General features: G+C 65.2%; 16 protein-coding genes. 15 read left to right on the top strand and 1 reads right to left on the bottom strand.

Features of this window, described 5'->3' with window-relative positions:
- Positions 1-38 precede the first annotated feature (38 nt).
- Positions 39-1,835, bottom strand: coding sequence for a DEAD/DEAH box helicase (locus G7079_RS08655; protein ID WP_166056920.1), 1,797 nt, complete (start codon positions 1,833-1,835; stop codon positions 39-41).
- A 108-nt stretch (positions 1,836-1,943) separates the two neighbouring features.
- On the opposite strand from G7079_RS08655, the gene G7079_RS08650 reads away from it, so the two are divergent.
- The 15 genes from G7079_RS08650 to nuoL all read left to right on the top strand — a co-directional run bounded on the left by G7079_RS08650 (position 1,944) and on the right by nuoL (position 18,105).
- Positions 1,944-2,561, top strand: coding sequence for a hemerythrin domain-containing protein (locus tag G7079_RS08650; RefSeq protein WP_166056919.1), 618 nt, complete (start codon positions 1,944-1,946; stop codon positions 2,559-2,561).
- Positions 2,558-4,117, top strand: a complete 1,560-nt coding sequence (locus tag G7079_RS08645; protein WP_166056918.1) for a YdiU family protein — start codon at positions 2,558-2,560, stop codon at positions 4,115-4,117. Before G7079_RS08650 ends, G7079_RS08645 begins: the two co-directional genes overlap by 4 nt.
- 247 nt (positions 4,118-4,364) lie before the next feature.
- On the top strand, positions 4,365-6,245 hold the full coding sequence (locus G7079_RS08640) for an ATP-binding cassette domain-containing protein (protein WP_166056917.1): 1,881 nt from the start codon (positions 4,365-4,367) through the stop codon (positions 6,243-6,245).
- Between the two features lie 122 nt (positions 6,246-6,367).
- A complete protein-coding gene (locus G7079_RS08635; RefSeq protein ID WP_166056916.1) occupies positions 6,368-6,724 on the top strand; it encodes an NADH-quinone oxidoreductase subunit A in 357 nt (118 codons plus the stop codon).
- The gene (locus G7079_RS08630; RefSeq protein WP_166056915.1) at positions 6,715-7,302 is read left to right on the top strand and encodes an NADH-quinone oxidoreductase subunit B; all 588 of its coding nucleotides are present in this window, start codon (positions 6,715-6,717) and stop codon (positions 7,300-7,302) included. The genes G7079_RS08635 and G7079_RS08630 overlap by 10 nt, the downstream gene beginning before the upstream one ends.
- A complete protein-coding gene (locus tag G7079_RS08625; RefSeq protein WP_166056914.1) occupies positions 7,299-8,060 on the top strand; it encodes an NADH-quinone oxidoreductase subunit C in 762 nt (253 codons plus the stop codon). Before G7079_RS08630 ends, G7079_RS08625 begins: the two co-directional genes overlap by 4 nt.
- The gene (locus G7079_RS08620; protein WP_166056913.1) at positions 8,057-9,361 is read left to right on the top strand and encodes an NADH-quinone oxidoreductase subunit D; all 1,305 of its coding nucleotides are present in this window, start codon (positions 8,057-8,059) and stop codon (positions 9,359-9,361) included. The genes G7079_RS08625 and G7079_RS08620 overlap by 4 nt, the downstream gene beginning before the upstream one ends.
- The gene (gene nuoE, locus G7079_RS08615; protein WP_166056912.1) at positions 9,358-9,885 is read left to right on the top strand and encodes an NADH-quinone oxidoreductase subunit NuoE; all 528 of its coding nucleotides are present in this window, start codon (positions 9,358-9,360) and stop codon (positions 9,883-9,885) included. The genes G7079_RS08620 and nuoE overlap by 4 nt, the downstream gene beginning before the upstream one ends.
- Positions 9,885-11,252, top strand: coding sequence for an NADH-quinone oxidoreductase subunit NuoF (nuoF, locus tag G7079_RS08610; protein ID WP_166056911.1), 1,368 nt, complete (start codon positions 9,885-9,887; stop codon positions 11,250-11,252). The genes nuoE and nuoF overlap by 1 nt, the downstream gene beginning before the upstream one ends.
- Positions 11,249-13,477 carry an NADH-quinone oxidoreductase subunit NuoG gene (gene nuoG / locus G7079_RS08605; RefSeq protein WP_166056910.1) on the top strand — a complete coding sequence of 743 codons (2,229 nt, stop codon included), beginning with the start codon at positions 11,249-11,251 and terminating at the stop codon, positions 13,475-13,477. Before nuoF ends, nuoG begins: the two co-directional genes overlap by 4 nt.
- 11 nt (positions 13,478-13,488) lie before the next feature.
- A complete protein-coding gene (gene nuoH / locus G7079_RS08600; protein ID WP_166057894.1) occupies positions 13,489-14,547 on the top strand; it encodes an NADH-quinone oxidoreductase subunit NuoH in 1,059 nt (352 codons plus the stop codon).
- Between the two features lie 3 nt (positions 14,548-14,550).
- Positions 14,551-15,039, top strand: coding sequence for an NADH-quinone oxidoreductase subunit NuoI (nuoI, locus tag G7079_RS08595; RefSeq protein WP_166056909.1), 489 nt, complete (start codon positions 14,551-14,553; stop codon positions 15,037-15,039).
- Positions 15,040-15,052: 13 nt separating this feature from the next.
- Entirely contained in the window at positions 15,053-15,697 is a 645-nt protein-coding gene (locus G7079_RS08590) for an NADH-quinone oxidoreductase subunit J (protein ID WP_166056908.1), read from the top strand.
- Positions 15,698-15,702: 5 nt separating this feature from the next.
- A complete protein-coding gene (gene nuoK / locus G7079_RS08585; protein ID WP_166057893.1) occupies positions 15,703-16,026 on the top strand; it encodes an NADH-quinone oxidoreductase subunit NuoK in 324 nt (107 codons plus the stop codon).
- Positions 16,027-16,029: 3 nt separating this feature from the next.
- A complete protein-coding gene (gene nuoL / locus G7079_RS08580) occupies positions 16,030-18,105 on the top strand; it encodes an NADH-quinone oxidoreductase subunit L (protein ID WP_166056907.1) in 2,076 nt (691 codons plus the stop codon).
- Positions 18,106-18,126: the final 21 nt, after the last annotated feature.

Raw genomic sequence — 18,126 nt, 5'->3', positions numbered from 1 at the left:
TCGCCAATCGCCAGCCGTCATGCGCTTATCGCACCCGATCAGGAGCGCGGACCGCGTGGTTTGAAACCACCGGGCTTCTTGAACCCGCCTGGCTTGCGCGGGCCGCCGGGGCGATCGCCACGCGGCGGGCCGAAGCTGCGCTTGGCCTTGGGTGCGTCGATATCGGCGGCTTCGGCCGGGCGCATGCGCAGCGGCCGGCTGGCCACGCGCACGGTCTGCATGTGCTGCAGCAGCTCCGGCGGCATGCCTTCGGGCAGGTCGACCAGGGTGAAATCGTCGCGGATGTCGATACGGCCGATGAAGCGCGCTTCGAGGTCAGCTTCGTTGGCGATGGCGCCGACGATGTTGCCCGGTTGCACGCCGTGCTGGTAACCGACATCGATGCGGAAGGTCTGCATGCCGACTTCCGGTGCGCTCGGGTCGCGCGGGGTGCGCTCGCGGGGTTCGCGCTGCGGACGCTCGGCGCGTTCCGGGCGCTCGCACACCTCGAAGGTGCGTTCCGGCGCCGCCGGCTTTGCCAGCAGCAGCGGGGTCTTGCCCTGTACCAGCGCGGCGAGGGCAGCGGCGATTTCCACCGCCGGCACGTTCTTTTCGCGCTCGTAACGTTCCACCAGATCGCGGAACACCGAGAGATCGTCGCTGGCCAACGCGCCTTCGATCTTGTCCAGGAACTTGGCCACGCGGCGCTCGTTGACGGCGTCCACGCTGGGCAGGTTCATCTGCTCGATCTTCTGCCGGGTGGCGCGTTCGATCGCGCCCAGCATGCCGCGCTCGCGCGGGGCCACGAACAGGATCGCCTCGCCCTTGCGGCCCGCGCGGCCAGTGCGGCCGATGCGGTGCACGTAGCTTTCGGTGTCGTACGGGATGTCGTAGTTCAGCACGTGGCTGATGCGATCCACATCCAGCCCGCGCGCGGCCACGTCGGTGGCCACCAGCACGTCGATCTGGCCGTCCTTCAGCCGCTGGATGGTGCGCTCGCGGGTCTTCTGCTCCACGTCGCCATTGATCGCCGCCGCGCTGAAGCCGCGCGCAGCGAGTTTTTCGGCGAGCTCATCGGTGCCCAGCTTGGTGCGCGCGAAGATGATCATCGCGTCGAACGGCTCGGCTTCCATGATCCGGGTCAGCGCATCCAGTTTGTTGACGCCGCTGACCATCCAGAAGCGCTGACGGATGTTCTCGGCGGTGGAGGTCTGCGACTTGATCGCGATCTCCACCGGATCCTTCAGATAGGTCTGGGCGATGCGCTTGATCTGCGCCGGCATCGTCGCCGAGAACAGCGCGACCTGGCGGGTTTCCGGGGTTTTCTTGAGGACGGCTTCGACATCGTCGATGAAGCCCATCCGCAGCATTTCGTCGGCTTCGTCCAGCACCAGCATGCGCAGTTGGGAGAGGTCGAGCGAGCCGCGTTCGAGGTGGTCGATGACGCGGCCGGGCGTACCCACCACCACATGCACGCCGCGCTTCAACGCGCTCAACTGCGGTTGGTAGCTCTGGCCGCCGTAGATCGGCAGCACGTGGAAGCCGGGGATGTGGTGCGCGTACTTCTGGAAGGCCTCGGCGACCTGGATCGCCAGTTCGCGGGTGGGTGCCAGCACCAGCACCTGCGGCTTGTTGGCGGCCGCTTCCAGCCGCGCCAGCGCGGGCAGGGCGAACGCAGCGGTCTTGCCGGTGCCGGTCTGCGCCTGGCCGATCATGTCGCGGCCGGCCAGCAGGGCGGGGATGGTGGCGGCCTGGATCGGGCTGGGGGTTTCGTAGCCCACTTCGCGCAGGGCCGCCAGCAGGGAATCCGGCAGGCCGAGATCGGCAAAGGTGGTGGTTGGGGTGTCGGCGCTCATGGGCGTCTCGCGGCGTGTCGCCGTAATCGGTTGCACAGTGTACGCGCCCGGCCCAGAGCGAAGGCTCCAGCGCTTGCGACAGGCCGCCTGCGTCCCCATCTAAGGGCCATGGCTTATACCGTCTTAGACGCCGCTGCGTCCCGCTTCCCCGACTACCGCACGCCGGCCCATAACGTGCTGGAACGCCCCTGCCTGCAAGCCGAGTTGCGCGCTGCGCTGAGTGGCTTGGCGCAGTGGCCGCCCGAGCGCTGGGCGGAGCATCCCGACTATGCCAATGGTCTTGCCAGCCATTGGCAGGACATCCATCGGGCGATGGTGCACAACCTCGGCATCGTCGAACGTACCCTGCGCACGTTGGCCGAGGATCGTCTGTCCGATGCCGACCGCAGGCGGCTGGCGGGTGAGATCGCGCCGATCGCCAGGCAGTCGGTCGATCACCTCCACGGTCATCACCGGCTGGAGGACCAGAGCATGTTCCCACAGCTGCTGCGCGCGGCACCGTCGCTCGCACGCCCGCTGAACCTGCTGGAGGCCGACCATATCGTGCTCAATGCGGTGCTGGGGCCGTTCGAGCGCGCGTTGGCGAACCTGCCCGCGGCCGATGCGCCGGCCTCGGCCTGGGATGAGGTCGCGAAGGCCGGCGAACGCGTTGCTCGGGTGGCGCGCCGGCATATCGAGGACGAAGAGGAAATCGTGATCCCCGCCGTGCTGGGCGTGACGCGATGACCCCGCTGCGCTTCGACAACGCGTTGATCGACACGCTACCCGGCGATCCCGAGCCGCGCGTGTTCCCGCGCCAGGTGCAGGGCGCGCTGTGGTCGGCGGTGGCTCCCACGCCGGTCGTCGCGCCGCAGTTGCTCGCGCATTCGCGCGAAGTGGCCGCAGAGCTGGGTTTGAGCGAGATCGATGTGGCATCGCCCGAATTCGCACAAGTATTCGCCGGCAATGCGCTGCTGCCCGGCATGCAGCCGTTCGCGACCAATTACGGCGGCCACCAGTTCGGCCATTGGGCCGGGCAGCTGGGCGATGGGCGGGCGATTTCGCTGGGCGAGGCAGTGTTGGCGGATGGGCAGCGTCGCGAGCTGCAACTGAAAGGCGCCGGGCCGACGCCGTATTCGCGCAGCGCCGATGGCCGCGCCGTGCTGCGTTCGTCCATCCGCGAATTCCTGTGCAGCGAGGCGATGCATCACCTCGGCATCCCGACCACGCGTGCGTTGAGCCTGATCGGCAGCGGCGAAGGCGTGGTGCGCGACATGTTCTACGACGGTCATCCCGAAGTGGAGCCGGGCGCCATCGTGTGCCGGATTGCGCCGTCGTTCCTGCGCTTTGGTCACTTCGAACTGCCGTCATCGCGCGGCGATGTCGAATTGCTGCGCACGTTGGTCGAGTTCTGCATCGTCCGCGATTTCCCGCAGCTGGCGGGCGAGGGCGAGGCGCTGTACGCCGCGTGGTTCGGCGAAATCTGCGAACGCACCGCACGGCTGGTCGCCGAGTGGATGCGGGTCGGCTTCGTGCATGGCGTACTGAATACCGACAACCTGTCGATCATCGGCCTGACCATCGATTACGGCCCCTACGGCTGGATCGACGCCTACGACCCGGATTGGACGCCGAACACCACCGACGCGACCGGTCGCCGCTACCGTTTCGGCTGGCAGCCGCGGGTGGCGTACTGGAACCTGGGCCAGCTGGCACGGGCGTTGTCGCCGCTGTTCGCCGATCCTGCGCCACTGCAGGCCGGGCTGGAACGCTTCGCCAGCGCGTATGCGGCGGCGGATCGCGAGATCACCGCGCGCAAGCTCGGTCTGGCCGAATGCCGTGATGCCGACGTCGAACTGATCCGCGACCTGCACGGCCTGCTGCATGCGCATGAGGTCGATATGACGATCTGGTTCCGTGCGTTGGCTGATCTCGATCCCGTCGCACCTTCACTTAGCGTGTTCGACGATGCGTTCTATGACGCCGCCAAGCGCGAAGCCGGCAAGGGCGCGTTCAATGAATGGCTGGCGCGCTACGCAGCGCGCCTGTGCGATGACGCGTTCAGCGACGAACAGCGCCGCACACGAATGAACGCCGCGAATCCGAAGTACGTGCTGCGCAACTGGCTGGCGCAGGAAGCGATCGACCGCGCGCATGGCGGCGACATGGCCGGCGTCGGCGAATTGCTGGAAGTAATGCGTCGCCCGTATGACGAACAACCGGGCAATGAACGCTACGCCGGGAAACGCCCCGATTGGGCGAAGGACAAGGCCGGCTGCTCGATGCTGTCCTGCAGTTCCTGACGCCGGGTTTCGACCCCGGCGTCGGTCTGGGCTTACTTGCCCTTCTTTTCCTTCTTGGCCGCGCGCTTCTCTTTCAGCGACTTTTCCGGCTTCTTTTTCTCGCTTTTCTTCTGGTCCATGCCCTTGCTCATGGTGCTCTCCGGTCGGGTGGTTGGGGTGTGCTGGGCGCAAGCCTACCGCGACCACGCGCGGACGGGAACGGCCGCGCCGCCGGGTTTGCGGCGGCGCCTGCACGTACAATGTACGGATGCCTTTGATCACTTTGCAGGGCGTCGACTACAGCGTCGGCGGTCCCTTGCTGCTGCAACACGTCGACCTTGCCATCGAACCCGGCGAGCGCATCGCCCTGATCGGCCGTAACGGTGCCGGCAAGTCGACCTTGATGAAACTGCTGGCTGGCGAGCTCAAGCCCGACGACGGCGAGATCCGGGTCGAAGGCGGGCGCCGCGTCGCCAGGCTGGAGCAGGAAGTCCCGCTGGATGCAGCGGGCAGCGTGTTCGACGTGGTCGCCGCCGGGCTGGGTGAACTCGGCGCGCAGCTCGCCCACTACCACCATCTGATCCATGCCGAGCACATCGACATGGACGCACTGGCCGAGGTGCAGGCCAAGATCGAAGCCGCGAACGGCTGGTCGCTGGACCAGCGGGTGATCGAGACTCTGGAACGACTCGGACTGGATGGCGATGCCGATTTCGGGGCGTTGTCTGGCGGCATGAAGCGCCGCGTGCTGCTGGCGCGCGCGTTGGTCTCGCAGCCGGACCTGCTGCTGCTGGACGAACCAACCAATCACCTGGACATCGCCGCCATCGACTGGCTGGAAGGTTTCCTCAAGCAGTGGAGCGGGGCGCTGCTGTTCGTCACCCACGACCGCCGCTTCCTGCGCGCGCTGGCGACCCGCATCGTCGAAATCGATCGCGGCCAGGTCACCAGCTGGCCTGGTGATTGGGACAACTATGTTCGGCGCAAGGAAGAGCGCCTGAACGCCGAAGCGCAGGAAAACGCGCGTTTCGACAAGCTGCTGGCGCAGGAGGAAGTGTGGATCCGGCAGGGCATCAAGGCCCGCAGGACGCGCGATGAAGGCCGCGTGCGCCGCCTGAAGGCGATGCGCAACGAACGCGCCGAACGCCGCGCGCAGACCGGCAACGTGAAGATGGCCACCGCGCAGGCCGGTGAATCCGGCAAGAAGGTGATCGAAGCGAAGGAGGTGGGCTTCGCCCACGGCAGCAATGCGCTGGTACGCGATTTCTCGACCACGATCCTGCGCGGCGACCGCATTGGTCTGGTCGGCCCCAACGGCAGCGGCAAGACCACCTTGCTGAAGCTGCTGCTGGGCCAGTTGCAGCCGCAGACTGGCGAAATCCGCCAGGGCACCCAGTTGCAGGTGGCCTATTTCGACCAGTACCGCGCCACCCTGCGCGAGGACTGGAACGCCATCGAGAACGTGGCCGAAGGCCGCGAGTTCATCGAGGTGGGGGGCAAGCAGAAGCACATCGTCGGCTACCTGCAGGACTTCCTGTTCACCCCGGAAAGCGCGCGCGCGCCGATCACCCGCCTGTCCGGCGGCGAACGCAATCGGTTGCTGCTGGCGCGGCTGTTCGCCCAGCCGTCCAACCTGCTGGTGATGGACGAACCAACCAACGACCTCGACGTCGAAACGCTGGAGTTGCTGGAAGAGTTGCTGGCCGACTACCCCGGCACCCTGCTGCTGGTCAGCCACGACCGCGACTTCCTCGACAATGTGGTGACGTCCACCATCGTCATGGAGGGCGATGGCCGCATTGGCGAATACGTCGGTGGCTACAGCGATTGGCTCCGGCAGCGGGACGTCGCCGCTGTCGCGGAGTCGGCCAGGCCGCAGGCTTTGCAAAACGTGCCGCCGACCGCCTCCGTGCCGCCGCCGGCAGCGAAACCCAAGCTGAGCTTCAAGGTGCAGCGCGAGCTGGAGGCGCTGCCGGCGCGGATCGAGGCGCTGGAAACGCAGGTGGCCGCTTTCACCTCGCGGATGGGCGAAGCCGGCTATTACCAGCGCGATGCCGTGGCGGTCACGGCGGACAATGCGGCCTTGGCTGCTGCACAGGCCGAGCTGGATGCCGCTTACGCACGCTGGGAAGAGCTGGAAGGCAGTTGATCACGATTTCATCCGGGCAAATGCGTCCGGGTCTGGCCGTGCCTGACCCGGGCCGGCTACACTATTGCGGATAAAGCGAGCGGCCTTGTGCCAGCTAGCCCCATAAGAAGACAGAGGCGCGCGTGCTGGCCGAATACCTGCCGACTTTGCTGTTCCTGATCGTTGCCACCGGAATCGGGATTGCCCTGATCATCGTTGGCAACGTCTTGGGCCCCAAGCGCCCGAGTGCGGAGAAACTCTCCCCGTACGAATGTGGCTTCAGTGCGTTCGAGAACGCACGTGGCCAGTTCGACGTGCGCTATTACCTGGTCGCGATCCTGTTCATCGTGTTCGACCTGGAAATCGCCTTCGTCTTCCCGTGGGCGCTGGTATTCCGCGAATTGGGCGTGTTCGGCCTGGTCGAGATGGGCGTGTTCCTGAGCCTGCTGCTGATCGGTTTCATCTACGTGTGGAAGAAGGGAGCCCTGGAATGGGAGTGAGCGAGACCCTCTCCGGGCTGATGCACAACCCGGTGCCGGAAGGCCGGCTTGACGACATCCTGCGCCCGGGCGACGACAACCCGCTGCTGCAGCACGGTTTCGTCACCACCAGCATGGACGCGCTGTGGAACTGGGCGCGCACCGGCTCGATGTGGCCGATGACCTTCGGCCTGGCCTGCTGTGCCGTTGAAATGATGCACGCCGGCGCCGCGCGCCTGGACCTGGACCGCTACGGCGTGGTGTTCCGCCCGTCGCCGCGCCAGTCCGACGTGATGATCGTGGCCGGCACCCTGTGCAACAAGATGGCCCCGGCGCTGCGCAAGGTCTACGACCAGATGCCCGACCCGAAGTGGGTGATCTCGATGGGCAGCTGCGCCAATGGCGGCGGCTACTACCACTATTCCTATTCCGTCGTGCGCGGCTGCGACCGCATCGTGCCGGTGGACGTGTACGTGCCGGGCTGCCCGCCGACCGCCGAAGCGCTGGTCTACGGCATCCTGCAGCTGCAGAAGAAAATCCGCCGGCTCGAGCAGAACCCGTTCGCGGGTGGCGAGCGCCCCGAGGGTGCGCGCGCATGAGCGCATTGGCGAAGGAATTGGCGGCGCGCTTCGGCGAGGCCGCGGTACAGGTCGCGCAGCCGCGCGGCGAAGTGGGGTTGGACGTTGCGGCCAGCAATTGGCTGGCAACCTGCACCGCGCTGCGCGATGAATTCGGTTTCGACACCTTCATCGACCTGTGTGGCGTCGATTACATGGGTTATGGCGATGACGAGTGGGAGACCAAAGGCGTCTCCAACGAAGGCTTCAGCCGTGGCGTGGAAGGCCAGGGCCCGGGCCGCTTCAAGTGGGGCGAGCAGCCCAGCCACGAAGTCGCCCAGCCCGGCACCGATGCACCGGACGCCGATATCCAGGGCAAGCGCTATGCCGCCGTGCTGCAACTGCTCTCGGTCAAGCACAACCGACGCGTGCGCGTGCGCTGTTTCGCCACCGACAACAGCCTGCCGGTCGTGCCTTCGCTGGTGCACGTGTGGCCGGGCGTGAACTGGTTCGAACGCGAGACCTTCGACCTGTTCGGCATCATCTTCGAAGGGCATCCGGATTTGCGCCGGATCCTGACCGACTACGGTTTCGTCGGCCATCCGTTCCGCAAGGATTTCCCGCTGATCGGCAATGTCGAAGTCCGCTACGACGCCGAGAAGAAGCGCGTGGTGTATGAACCGGTGACCTCGGTCGAGCCGCGTGTCGGCGTGCCGCGCGTAGTGCGCGATGACGCCCGTTTCGCAACGGCCAGCGGCGAAAGTGGCGCCAAGATCCTTGATCGGGAGGGCCGTCGATGAACGCTGTCCCGAATTCCGAGCTGTTCGCCAGCAATCCGGCGGAAGCCCGCCAGGAAATCCGCAACTACACGCTGAACTTCGGCCCGCAGCATCCGGCCGCGCATGGCGTGCTGCGCCTGATCCTGGAAATGGACGGCGAAGTGATCCGCCGCGCCGATCCGCATATCGGCCTGTTGCATCGCGGTACCGAGAAGCTGGCCGAGTCCAAGCCGTTCAACCAGTCGATCGGCTACATGGATCGCCTGGATTACGTGTCGATGATGTGCAACGAGCACGCCTACGTGCTTGCGATCGAACGACTGATGGGGATCGAGGCGCCGGAACGCGCGCAGTGGATCCGCACCATGTTCGACGAGATCACCCGCATCCTGAACCACCTGATGTGGGTGGGTAGCAACGCGCTCGACCTCGGCGCGATGGCGGTGTTCCTGTACGCCTTCCGCGAACGCGAAGAGCTGATGGACTGCTACGAGGCGGTCAGCGGCGCGCGCATGCACGCGACCTATTACCGTCCGGGTGGCGTTTACCGCGATCTGCCGGCGACGATGCCGAAGTACAAGGAATCGCCGTGGCGCAAGGGCGCCAAGCTCAAGCGCTTCAACGAGTGGCGCGAAGGCTCGCTGCTGGATTACATCGAGCATTTCTGCGAAGACTTCCCGAAGCGCGTCGACGAGTACGAAACCCTGCTCACCGACAATCGCATCTGGAAGCAGCGCACGGTCGGCATCGGCGTGATCCCGCCGGAACAGGCGATGGCCTGGGGCATGACCGGCCCGATGCTGCGCGGCTCCGGCGTGGCCTGGGACCTGCGCAAGAAGCAGCCGTACGCGAAGTACGCGGAAGTCGATTTCGACATCCCGGTCGGCGTCAAGGGCGACTGTTACGACCGCTACCTGGTGCGCATCGCCGAGATGCGCCAGTCCACCCGCATCATCAAGCAATGCGTGGCGTGGCTGAAGGCCAACCCGGGTCCGGTGATGCTGGACAACTACAAGGTGTCGCCGCCGTCGCGTGAAGCGATGAAGGACGACATGGAAGCCCTCATCCATCACTTCAAGCTGTTTTCCGAAGGCTATTCCGTTCCCGCTGGCGAGACCTATGCCGCGGTGGAAGCGCCGAAGGGCGAATTCGGCTGCTACCTGGTCAGCGACGGCGCCAACAAGCCGTTCCGCTGCCACTTGCGTGCGCCGGGCTTCGCCCACTTGTCGTCGATGGACGAGATCGTGAAGGGCCACATGCTGGCCGACGTGGTGGCCATGATCGGCACCTATGACATCGTGTTTGGTGAGGTTGATCGATGAAGGCGACGGGCAATTTCGAGGCCTGCCGCAACGTCGACCCGATGGTGGCACTGTCGGGCGAGACGCGCGCGCATATCGACCACTGGCTGGAAAAATTCCCGGCCGACCGCAAGCGTTCCGCGGTGCTGCAGGGCTTGTTCGCGGCACAGGAACAGAACGGCGGCTGGCTGAGCGATGAGCTCATCGCCGCGGTGGCCAAGTACCTGGACCTGCCGCCGGTGTGGGCCTATGAAGTAGCGACTTTCTACTCGATGTTCGAGACCGAAAAAGTCGGCCGCAACAACGTGGCTTTCTGCACCAACATCAGCTGCTGGTTGAACGGCGCCGAAGACCTGGTCGCGCACGCCGAGAAGAAGCTGGGCTGCAAGCTGGGCGGTTCCACCGCCGATGGTCGCGTCTACCTCAAGCGTGAGGAAGAATGCGTGGCCGCGTGCTGCGGCGCGCCGGTGGTGGTGATCAACGGGCATTACCACGAGAAGCTCGACACCGCGAAGGTGGACGAGCTGCTGGACGGGCTGAAGTAATGGGCGGTCATTCGCACAATTCCGAGGGCTACGGCCCGGTCGGCCCGGCGCCGTCGGAACACAGCGTGGTCTACACCACGCTGCATTTCGACAAGCCGTGGTCGTACGAGAACTACCTGAAGACCGGTGGTTACAGCGCGCTGCGCAAGATCCTCGAGGAGAAGATCGAGCCGGCCGCCGTCATCGAGATGGTCAAGGCCTCCGGCCTGCGCGGCCGCGGCGGCGCGGGTTTCCCGACCGGCCTGAAGTGGAGCTTCATGCCGAAGGGCCCGGGGCAGAAGTACATCCTGTGCAACTCGGACGAATCCGAACCGGGCACGGCCAAGGATCGCGACATCCTGCGCTACAACCCGCATGCGGTGATCGAGGGCATGGCGATCGCCTGCTACGCCACCGGTTCGACGGTTGCCTACAACTACCTTCGCGGCGAATTCCACCACGAGCCGTTCGAGCACCTGGAAGAAGCCACCCGCGAGGCTTACGCGAACGGCTGGCTGGGCAAGAATATCCTGGGCTCCGGCATCGACATCGACCTGTACAACGCACTCGGCGCCGGCGCCTACATCTGCGGCGAAGAAACCGCGCTGATGGAATCGCTGGAAGGCAAGAAGGGCCAGCCGCGCTACAAGCCGCCGTTCCCGGCCAATTTCGGCCTGTACGGCAAGCCGACCACCATCAACAACACCGAGACCTATGCCTCGGTCCCGGCCATCGTGCGCAACGGCGCGGAGTGGTTCGCGAACTTGGGCAAGCCGAACAACGGTGGCCCGAAGATCTTCTCGGTGTCAGGCCACGTCAACAAGCCGGGCAACTACGAAATCCGCCTCGGCACCCCATTCGCCGACCTGCTGGCGATGGCCGGCGGCGTGCGCAATGGCCACAAACTGAAGGGTGTGATTCCCGGCGGTTCGTCGATGCCGGTATTGCCGGCGGACGTGATGATGGCCTGCACGATGGACTACGACAGCATCCAGAAGGCCGGTTCCGGCCTGGGCTCGGGCGCGGTCATCGTGATGGACGAGACCACTTGCATGGTGCGCGCCTGCCAACGCATCGCGCGCTTCTACTACGCCGAGTCCTGCGGTCAGTGCACCCCGTGCCGCGAAGGTACCGGCTGGATGTACCGCATGCTGACCCGCATCGCCGATTTCGAAGCGACCATCGACGACCTGCAGATGCTGCGCGCTGCCGCCGGGCAGATCGAAGGCCACACCATCTGCGCCTTCGGCGAAGCCGCGGCGTGGCCGGTGCAGGGCTTCCTGCGCCACTTCTGGCACGAATTCGAATACGCCATCGTGAACGGACGTTTCTACGTCGACGACGAACGCGCAGGCACCTTGATCAAGACCGTGGAGGTCGCGGCATGAGCACGCCTCCGTCCCCGGTCAATCCGAACCTGCCGCCCGACCACGTCACCGTCTTCATCGACGGCAACGAACTGGCCGCGCCCAAGGGCTCGATGATCATCCAGGCCGCCGACAAGGCCGGCATCCCGATCCCGCGTTTCTGCTACCACGACAAGTTGCCGATCGCGGCCAACTGCCGCATGTGCCTGGTCGAGGTCGAGAAGATGCCGAAGCCGGCGCCGGCTTGCGCCACGCCGGTGATGGACGGCATGAAGATCGCGACGCGCAGCGACAAGGCGTTGAAGTCGCAGCGCAACGTGATGGAATTCCTGCTGATCAACCATCCGCTGGACTGCCCGATCTGCGACCAGGGCGGCGAATGCGAATTGCAGGATCTTTCGCTGGGTTATGGCCGTTCTGTCAGTCGCTTCGTTGAGCGTAAGCGCGTCGTCGCCGATGAGGACATGGGCCCGCTGGTCGCCAGCGACATGACCCGCTGCATCCAGTGCACGCGCTGCGTGCGCTTCACCGCGGACATCGCCGGCACCTACGAGCTCGGCGGCATGCAGCGCGGCGAGAAGCTGCAGATCGGCACCTTCGACGGCAAGCCGCTGACCACCGAACTGTCCGGCAACGTGATCGATGTCTGCCCGGTCGGCGCGCTGACCAACAAGGTGTTCCGCTTCAAGGCGCGTCCGTGGGAACTGACCGCCAAGCCGTCGCTGGGCTACCACGATGCGCTGGGCAGCAACCTGTTCCACCACGTGCGCCGCGGCGAGATCCTGCGCAGCGTGCCGCGTGACAACGAGCCGGTGAACGAGTGCTGGATCTCGGATCGCGACCGTTACGCGCATGAAGGCCTGTACGCCGAAGACCGCGCGCAAGTGCCGCTGATCCGTGACGGCGACGGTTTCCGCGAAGCCTCGTGGGAAGAAGCGCTGGCCAAGGCCGCGAAGGTCCTGCGCGACAACGCTGCCGGTGACCTCGGCATGCTGGTGCATCCGTCCACCTCGAACGAGGAGGGCGCCTTGCTTGCTCGCCTGGCCGATGCACTGGGCACCGGCAACCTCGACCACCGCATCGGCCAGCTCGACCTGTCCGATGGCGCGACCGCCGAAGCTTTCGCGATGCCGGTGGCGGAGCTTGAGAAAGCCGATGCCATCGTCATCGTCGGCTCCAACCTGCGCTTCGAAGTGCCGCTGCTGCACCATCGCGTGCGCCGGGCCACGTTGCGCGGTGCCAAGGTGCATGTGGTCAACCCGGTCGATTTCGATTTCGCGTTCCCCATCGCATCGCGCAGCATCGTGCCGCCGTCGCAGCTGGCCGCGGCGTTGGGCAAGCTCGAACTCGGCGATGCCGCGCATGTCGCGGTGATCGTCGGCGGCGTGGCCGAAAACTCCGTGCATGCGTCGGCGATCCGCAAGGCCGCCGCCGATTTCGCTTCGGCGAAGAATGCAAATTTGTGCCGCATCCCGCAGGGCGCGAATGCACTGGGCCTGTCGCAGCATGGCGTGCTGCCGACTGCGCACGATGCGCAGTCGATGCTGCGCGACCAGCGCAGCGCCTATGTGATCTACGGCATCGAACCGGGCCTGGATTTCGCCGACCAGCACGCCGCGCTCAAAGCGCTGGGCGACGCGCAGGTGGTGGCGTTCAGCCAGTTCGCTTGCCAGAGCACTCGCCGCGTCGCCGATGTGATCCTGCCGATCGGCGCGCTGCCGGAAATCGAAGCGACACTGACCAACCTGGAAGGCAAGGCGCAGGTCACTGCGGTAGCCGGCAAGCTGCCGGGTCAGGCGCGTCCGGGTTGGCGCGTGCTGCGCGCGCTCGCCACCGAGTTGTCGCTGCCGGGTTTCGAGTTCACCGATTTGGCCGGCTTGCGTGCCGGCATCGCGCCGAAGGCGGTCAAGGCAGCAGCTGGCAAAGCGGTGGAGCAGGGCGGCAACGGATTCGAAGTCGCAGTCTCGCAGGCGATCTACCGCGTCGACGGCGTGGTTCGTCGTGCGCAGGCACTGCAGGAACATCCGCTCACGTTCGGCGCTCGCGTGGTGCTGAATGCCGCCGATGCCGCAGCAACGGGCCTTGCCGATGGCGCGATGGCGAAGTTGGCCAACCGTGTGGGTACCGCGACCCTGCAGGTCGCGATCGATGACCGCGTCGGACCGGGCTGTGCGTGGATCGAGTCCGGCTACGGTGCGACCGCGCCGCTGGCGGCCTCGGCCAAGGTGGAGGTCGTGCGCGCATGAGCAATCCATTGATGACCACCGTGATCGAACCGCTGCGCGACGGTCTGCTGTCGTTCGGCACCTTCGGCATGCTGGTGTGGATCGTGTTGAAGGTCCTCGCCATCGCGGTGCCGGTGATCGTGAGCGTGGCGTTCTACGTGGTGTGGGAGCGCAAGTTGATCGGCTGGATGCATGTCCGCCACGGGCCGATGTACATCGGCAAGGGCATCCTGCAGGCCTTCGCCGACGTGTTCAAGCTGCTGTTCAAGGAAGTGGTGCAGCCGACCGTGGCCAGCCCGTTCCTGTTCCGCCTGGCCCCGCTGATCGCGTTGGTGCCGGCCTTCGCCGCTTGGGCAGTCGTGCCGTTCGACGCGCAGGTGGTGCTGTCCAACGCCAATGCCGGCTTGTTGTACTTGCTGGCGATGACCTCGCTGGGCGTGTACGGCGTGATCCTGGCCGGTTGGGCATCGAACTCGAAGTACGCCTTCCTCGGCGCGATGCGCGCCGCCTCGCAGGTGGTGAGCTACGAAATCGCGATGGGCTTCGCCCTGGTCGGCGTGCTGATCGCCGCCGGCAGCCTGAACCTGACCGACATCGTGATGGCGCAGTCCGGCAATGCCGGTTTCCTGGAATGGTTCTGGGTGCCGTTGCTGCCGCTGTTCGTGGTGTATTTCATCTCTGGCGTTGCCGAAACCAACCGCGCACCGTTCGACGTGGTGGAAGGCGAATCGGAAATCGTGGCCGGCCACATGGTGGAGTATTCCGGCTCGCAGTTCGCGCTGTTCTTCCTGGCCGAATACGCCAACATGATCCTGATCAGCTTCCTGACCTCGATCTTCTTCCTCGGCGGCTGGCTCAGCCCGTTCCAGGGCATGGGCATTCCGCTCTTGAGCGTGGATGGCTGGTGGTGGCTGCTCGCGAAGGTGTTCTTCTTCGCCAGTTGCTTCATCTGGTTCCGCGCCTCGTTCCCGCGTTACCGCTACGACCAGATCATGCGGTTGGGCTGGAAGGTCTTCATCCCGATCACCATCGCCTGGATCTTCGTGACCGCGCTGATGGTGTATTTCGGCGTCATCCAGGCGGGGCAGTAAGGCATGGGCAAGATCGTTTCCTATTTCAAGAGCCTGCTGCTGCTGGAGCTCGCCGGCGGCCTGTGGCTGACCCTGAAATACCTGTTCCGTCCGAAGTACACGCTGATGTACCCGATGGAAAAGACCCCGCAGTCGCCGCGTTTCCGTGGCCTGCACGCGCTGCGCCGTTATCCGAACGGCGAAGAGCGTTGCATCGCCTGCAAGCTGTGCGAGGCGGTGTGTCCGGCGCTTGCGATCACCATCGATTCCGAGCAGCGCGCCGACGGCACCCGCCGCACGACGCGCTACGACATCGACCTGTTCAAGTGCATCTTCTGCGGCTTTTGCGAGGAATCCTGCCCGGTGGACTCGATCGTCGAGACGCATATCCACGAATACCACTTCGACAAGCGCGGCCAGAACATCATGACCAAGCCGCAGCTGTTGGCCATTGGCGACAGGCTCGAGGCGGAAATCGCCGAACGCCGCGCCGCCGACGCGCCGTTCCGCTGAGGTTGAGACACGCATGAGCCTTGATTTCACGACCCTTGTCTTCCTCGGCTTCGCCGCCACCGCCGCCATCGCGGCATTGGCGACGATCAGCTCGCGCAACCCGGTGCACGCCGCGCTGTGGCTGGTGCTGACCTTCTTCTCGGTGGCCTGTACCTGGATCGTCGGCGGGGCCGAGTTCCTCGGCATCGCGCTGGTGCTGGTCTATGTCGGCGCGGTGATGGTGCTGTTCCTGTTCGTAGTGATGATGCTGGACGTCGACCTTGCACCGCTACGCGAAGGCTATGTGCGCTACTTGCCGGTGGGCCTGGTCGTCGCGCTGGTGATGCTGGCGCAGATCGTGGCGCTGATCGGGGTCAAGGCTGCGATGCAGGCGCCGCTGGCGGATAATGCGGCCGTCGCGACGGACGTGCCGAACACCACCTGGTTGGCGCGTGCGTTGTTCACGGAATTCATGTTGCCGTTCGAAGTCGCCGCGGTGATCCTGACCGTGGCCGTGGTGGCTGCGGTGATGCTGACCCTGCGTCGTCGTGGCGGCACCAAGCACCAGGATCCGTCGGCACAGGCGCGAGTGAAGGCTTCCGATCGCGTGCGCATCATCAAGATGGACGCCGTCAAGCCTGAGCCGCCTTCTGCAGCGGAAGGGGAGGCTGCGCCATGAACGACATGTCGAATCTGTTCGGTGCCCTGACCCTGGGCCACTACCTCGCGCTCGGCGCGGTGCTGTTCTGCATCAGCGTGGCCGGCATCTTCCTCAATCGCAAGAACGTGATCATGTTGCTGATGTCGCTGGAGCTGATGCTGCTGGCGGTGAACATCAACTTCGTCGCGTTCTCGCGCTCGCTGGGCGATGCCGCCGGCCAGGTGTTCGTGTTCTTCATCCTGACCGTGGCTGCCGCCGAAGCGGCGATCGGCCTCGCCATCCTGGTCACCCTGTTCCGCAACCGCCGCACCATCGACGTGGCGGACATCGACAGCTTGAAGGGCTGAGGAATGATCATTTCGAAGACCCATCTGCTGCTGATCGTGCTGCTGCCCCTGCTGGGGGCGGTGCTGGCGGGCCTGTTCGGTCGCAAGATCGGCCGCGTCGGCGCGCACAGCGTGACCATCCTCGGCGTGGCCGCCAGCTGTGCCATGTCCTGCCATGTGCTGTGGCAGCTGATGCAGGGCGCGGCGCCCTTCAACGAGAACGTCTACACCTTCTTCCAGGTTGGCGACATCCAGGCCAACGTCGGCTTCATGGTCGACAAGCTGACCGCGATGATGATGATGGTGGTCACCTTCGTGTCGCTGCTGGTGCATATCTACACCATCGGCTACATGGCCGAGGACGACGGTTACCAGCGCTTCTTCAGCTACATCTCGCTGTTCACCTTCAGCATGCTGATGCTGGTGATGAGCAACAACTTCCTGCAGCTGTTCTTCGGCTGGGAAGCGGTGGGCCTGGTCTCGTACCTGCTGATCGGCTTCTGGTTCAAGCGGCCCAGCGCGATCTTCGCCAACCTCAAGGCGTTCCTGGTCAATCGCGTCGGCGATTTCGGCTTCTTGCTCGGCATCGCAGGCGTGCTGTACTGGATCGGCACGCTGGATTACGCCACCGCGTTCGCCAATGCGCCGCTGGTCCGCGATGCGACGGTCTCGATCTTCGCCGGTCATGAATGGTCGGTGCCCACCATCATCTGCATCAGCCTGTTCATCGGCGCGATGGGCAAGTCGGCGCAGGTGCCGCTGCACGTCTGGCTGCCGGATTCGATGGAAGGCCCGACCCCGATTTCCGCGCTGATCCACGCGGCGACGATGGTCACCGCCGGCATCTTCATGGTGGCGCGCATGTCGCCGCTGTTCGAGATGTCGCCGGCCGCGCTGAACTTCATCCTGTTCATCGGCGCCACCACCGCGTTCTGGACCGGCCTGATCGGCATGGTGCAGAACGACATCAAGCGCGTGGTCGCGTATTCGACCCTGTCGCAGCTCGGTTACATGACGGTGGCGCTGGGTCTGTCCGCGTATTCCGCGGCGGTCTACCACCTGATGACCCACGCCTTCTTCAAGGCCCTGCTGTTCCTGGCCGCGGGCAGCGTGATCATCGGCATGCACCACGAGCAGGACATGCGCAAGATGGGCGGCCTGCGCAAGTACATGCCGATCACCTTCGTCACCAGCCTGCTGGGCACGCTGGCGCTGGTCGGCACGCCGTTCTTCAGTGGCTTCTATTCGAAGGACACCATCATCGAGGCCGCCGCGGAGCACGCACACGAGCATGCCAACTGGGTGGCGCTGTACGCCAATTGGGCAGTGCTGCTGGGTGCCTTCGTGACCAGCTTCTACAGCTTCCGCCTGCTGTACCTGACCTTCTTCGGCGAAGAGCGCTTCCGCGATGCGCATGCGCACGACGCGCACCATGGCGATGCGCACCACGCGCACGATGATCACCATGACGACCATGGCCATCATGGCGCGCATGAACCGCATGAAAGTCCGTGGGTGGTGACCTTGCCGCTGATCCTGCTGGCGATCCCGTCGGTGCTGATCGGTTTCTTCACGGTGGGGCCCATGCTGTTCGGCACCGACGTGATGGGGCATCACCAGCAGCTGCCGTTCTTCCTCGGCGCGATCGAAGTGCTCAAGGAAAACGACGTGGTTGCGAAGTTGGCCGAAGAGTTCCACGGCCCTGTCGCGTTCGCGCTGCACGGCTTCATGGCACCTGCGTTCTGGCTGGCGCTAGCGGGTTTTGCGCTGGCAACCTTGCTGTATCTGGTCAAGCCGGAATGGCGCGTGGGCATCAATCGCACGCTGGCGTGGCCGATCAAGGTGCTCGAGAACAAGTACTGGATGGACGACCTGTGGATCAACGGGTTCGCCGGCGGTGGCGTCAAGCTGGGCAAGCTCTCGCGCCTGTTCGACACCAAAGTGATCGACGGCGTGGCGGTGAACGGCAGCGCCAGCATCGTCGGATTGGCGGCCGGGGTGCTGCGCAAGCTGCAGTCCGGCTACCTGTACGACTACGCCTTCGCCATGATCCTGGGCCTGGTCGCGCTGCTGGCGCTGGCCAACCACTACTGGCTGTAAGCCAGATCGACTGGACGGAAT

The sequence above is a fragment of the Thermomonas sp. HDW16 genome, assembly GCF_011302915.1.
Lineage (GTDB): Bacteria > Pseudomonadota > Gammaproteobacteria > Xanthomonadales > Xanthomonadaceae > Thermomonas.
The sequence above is the reverse complement of the archived record's forward strand: the minus strand, read 5'-3'. Positions and strand labels throughout refer to the sequence as shown.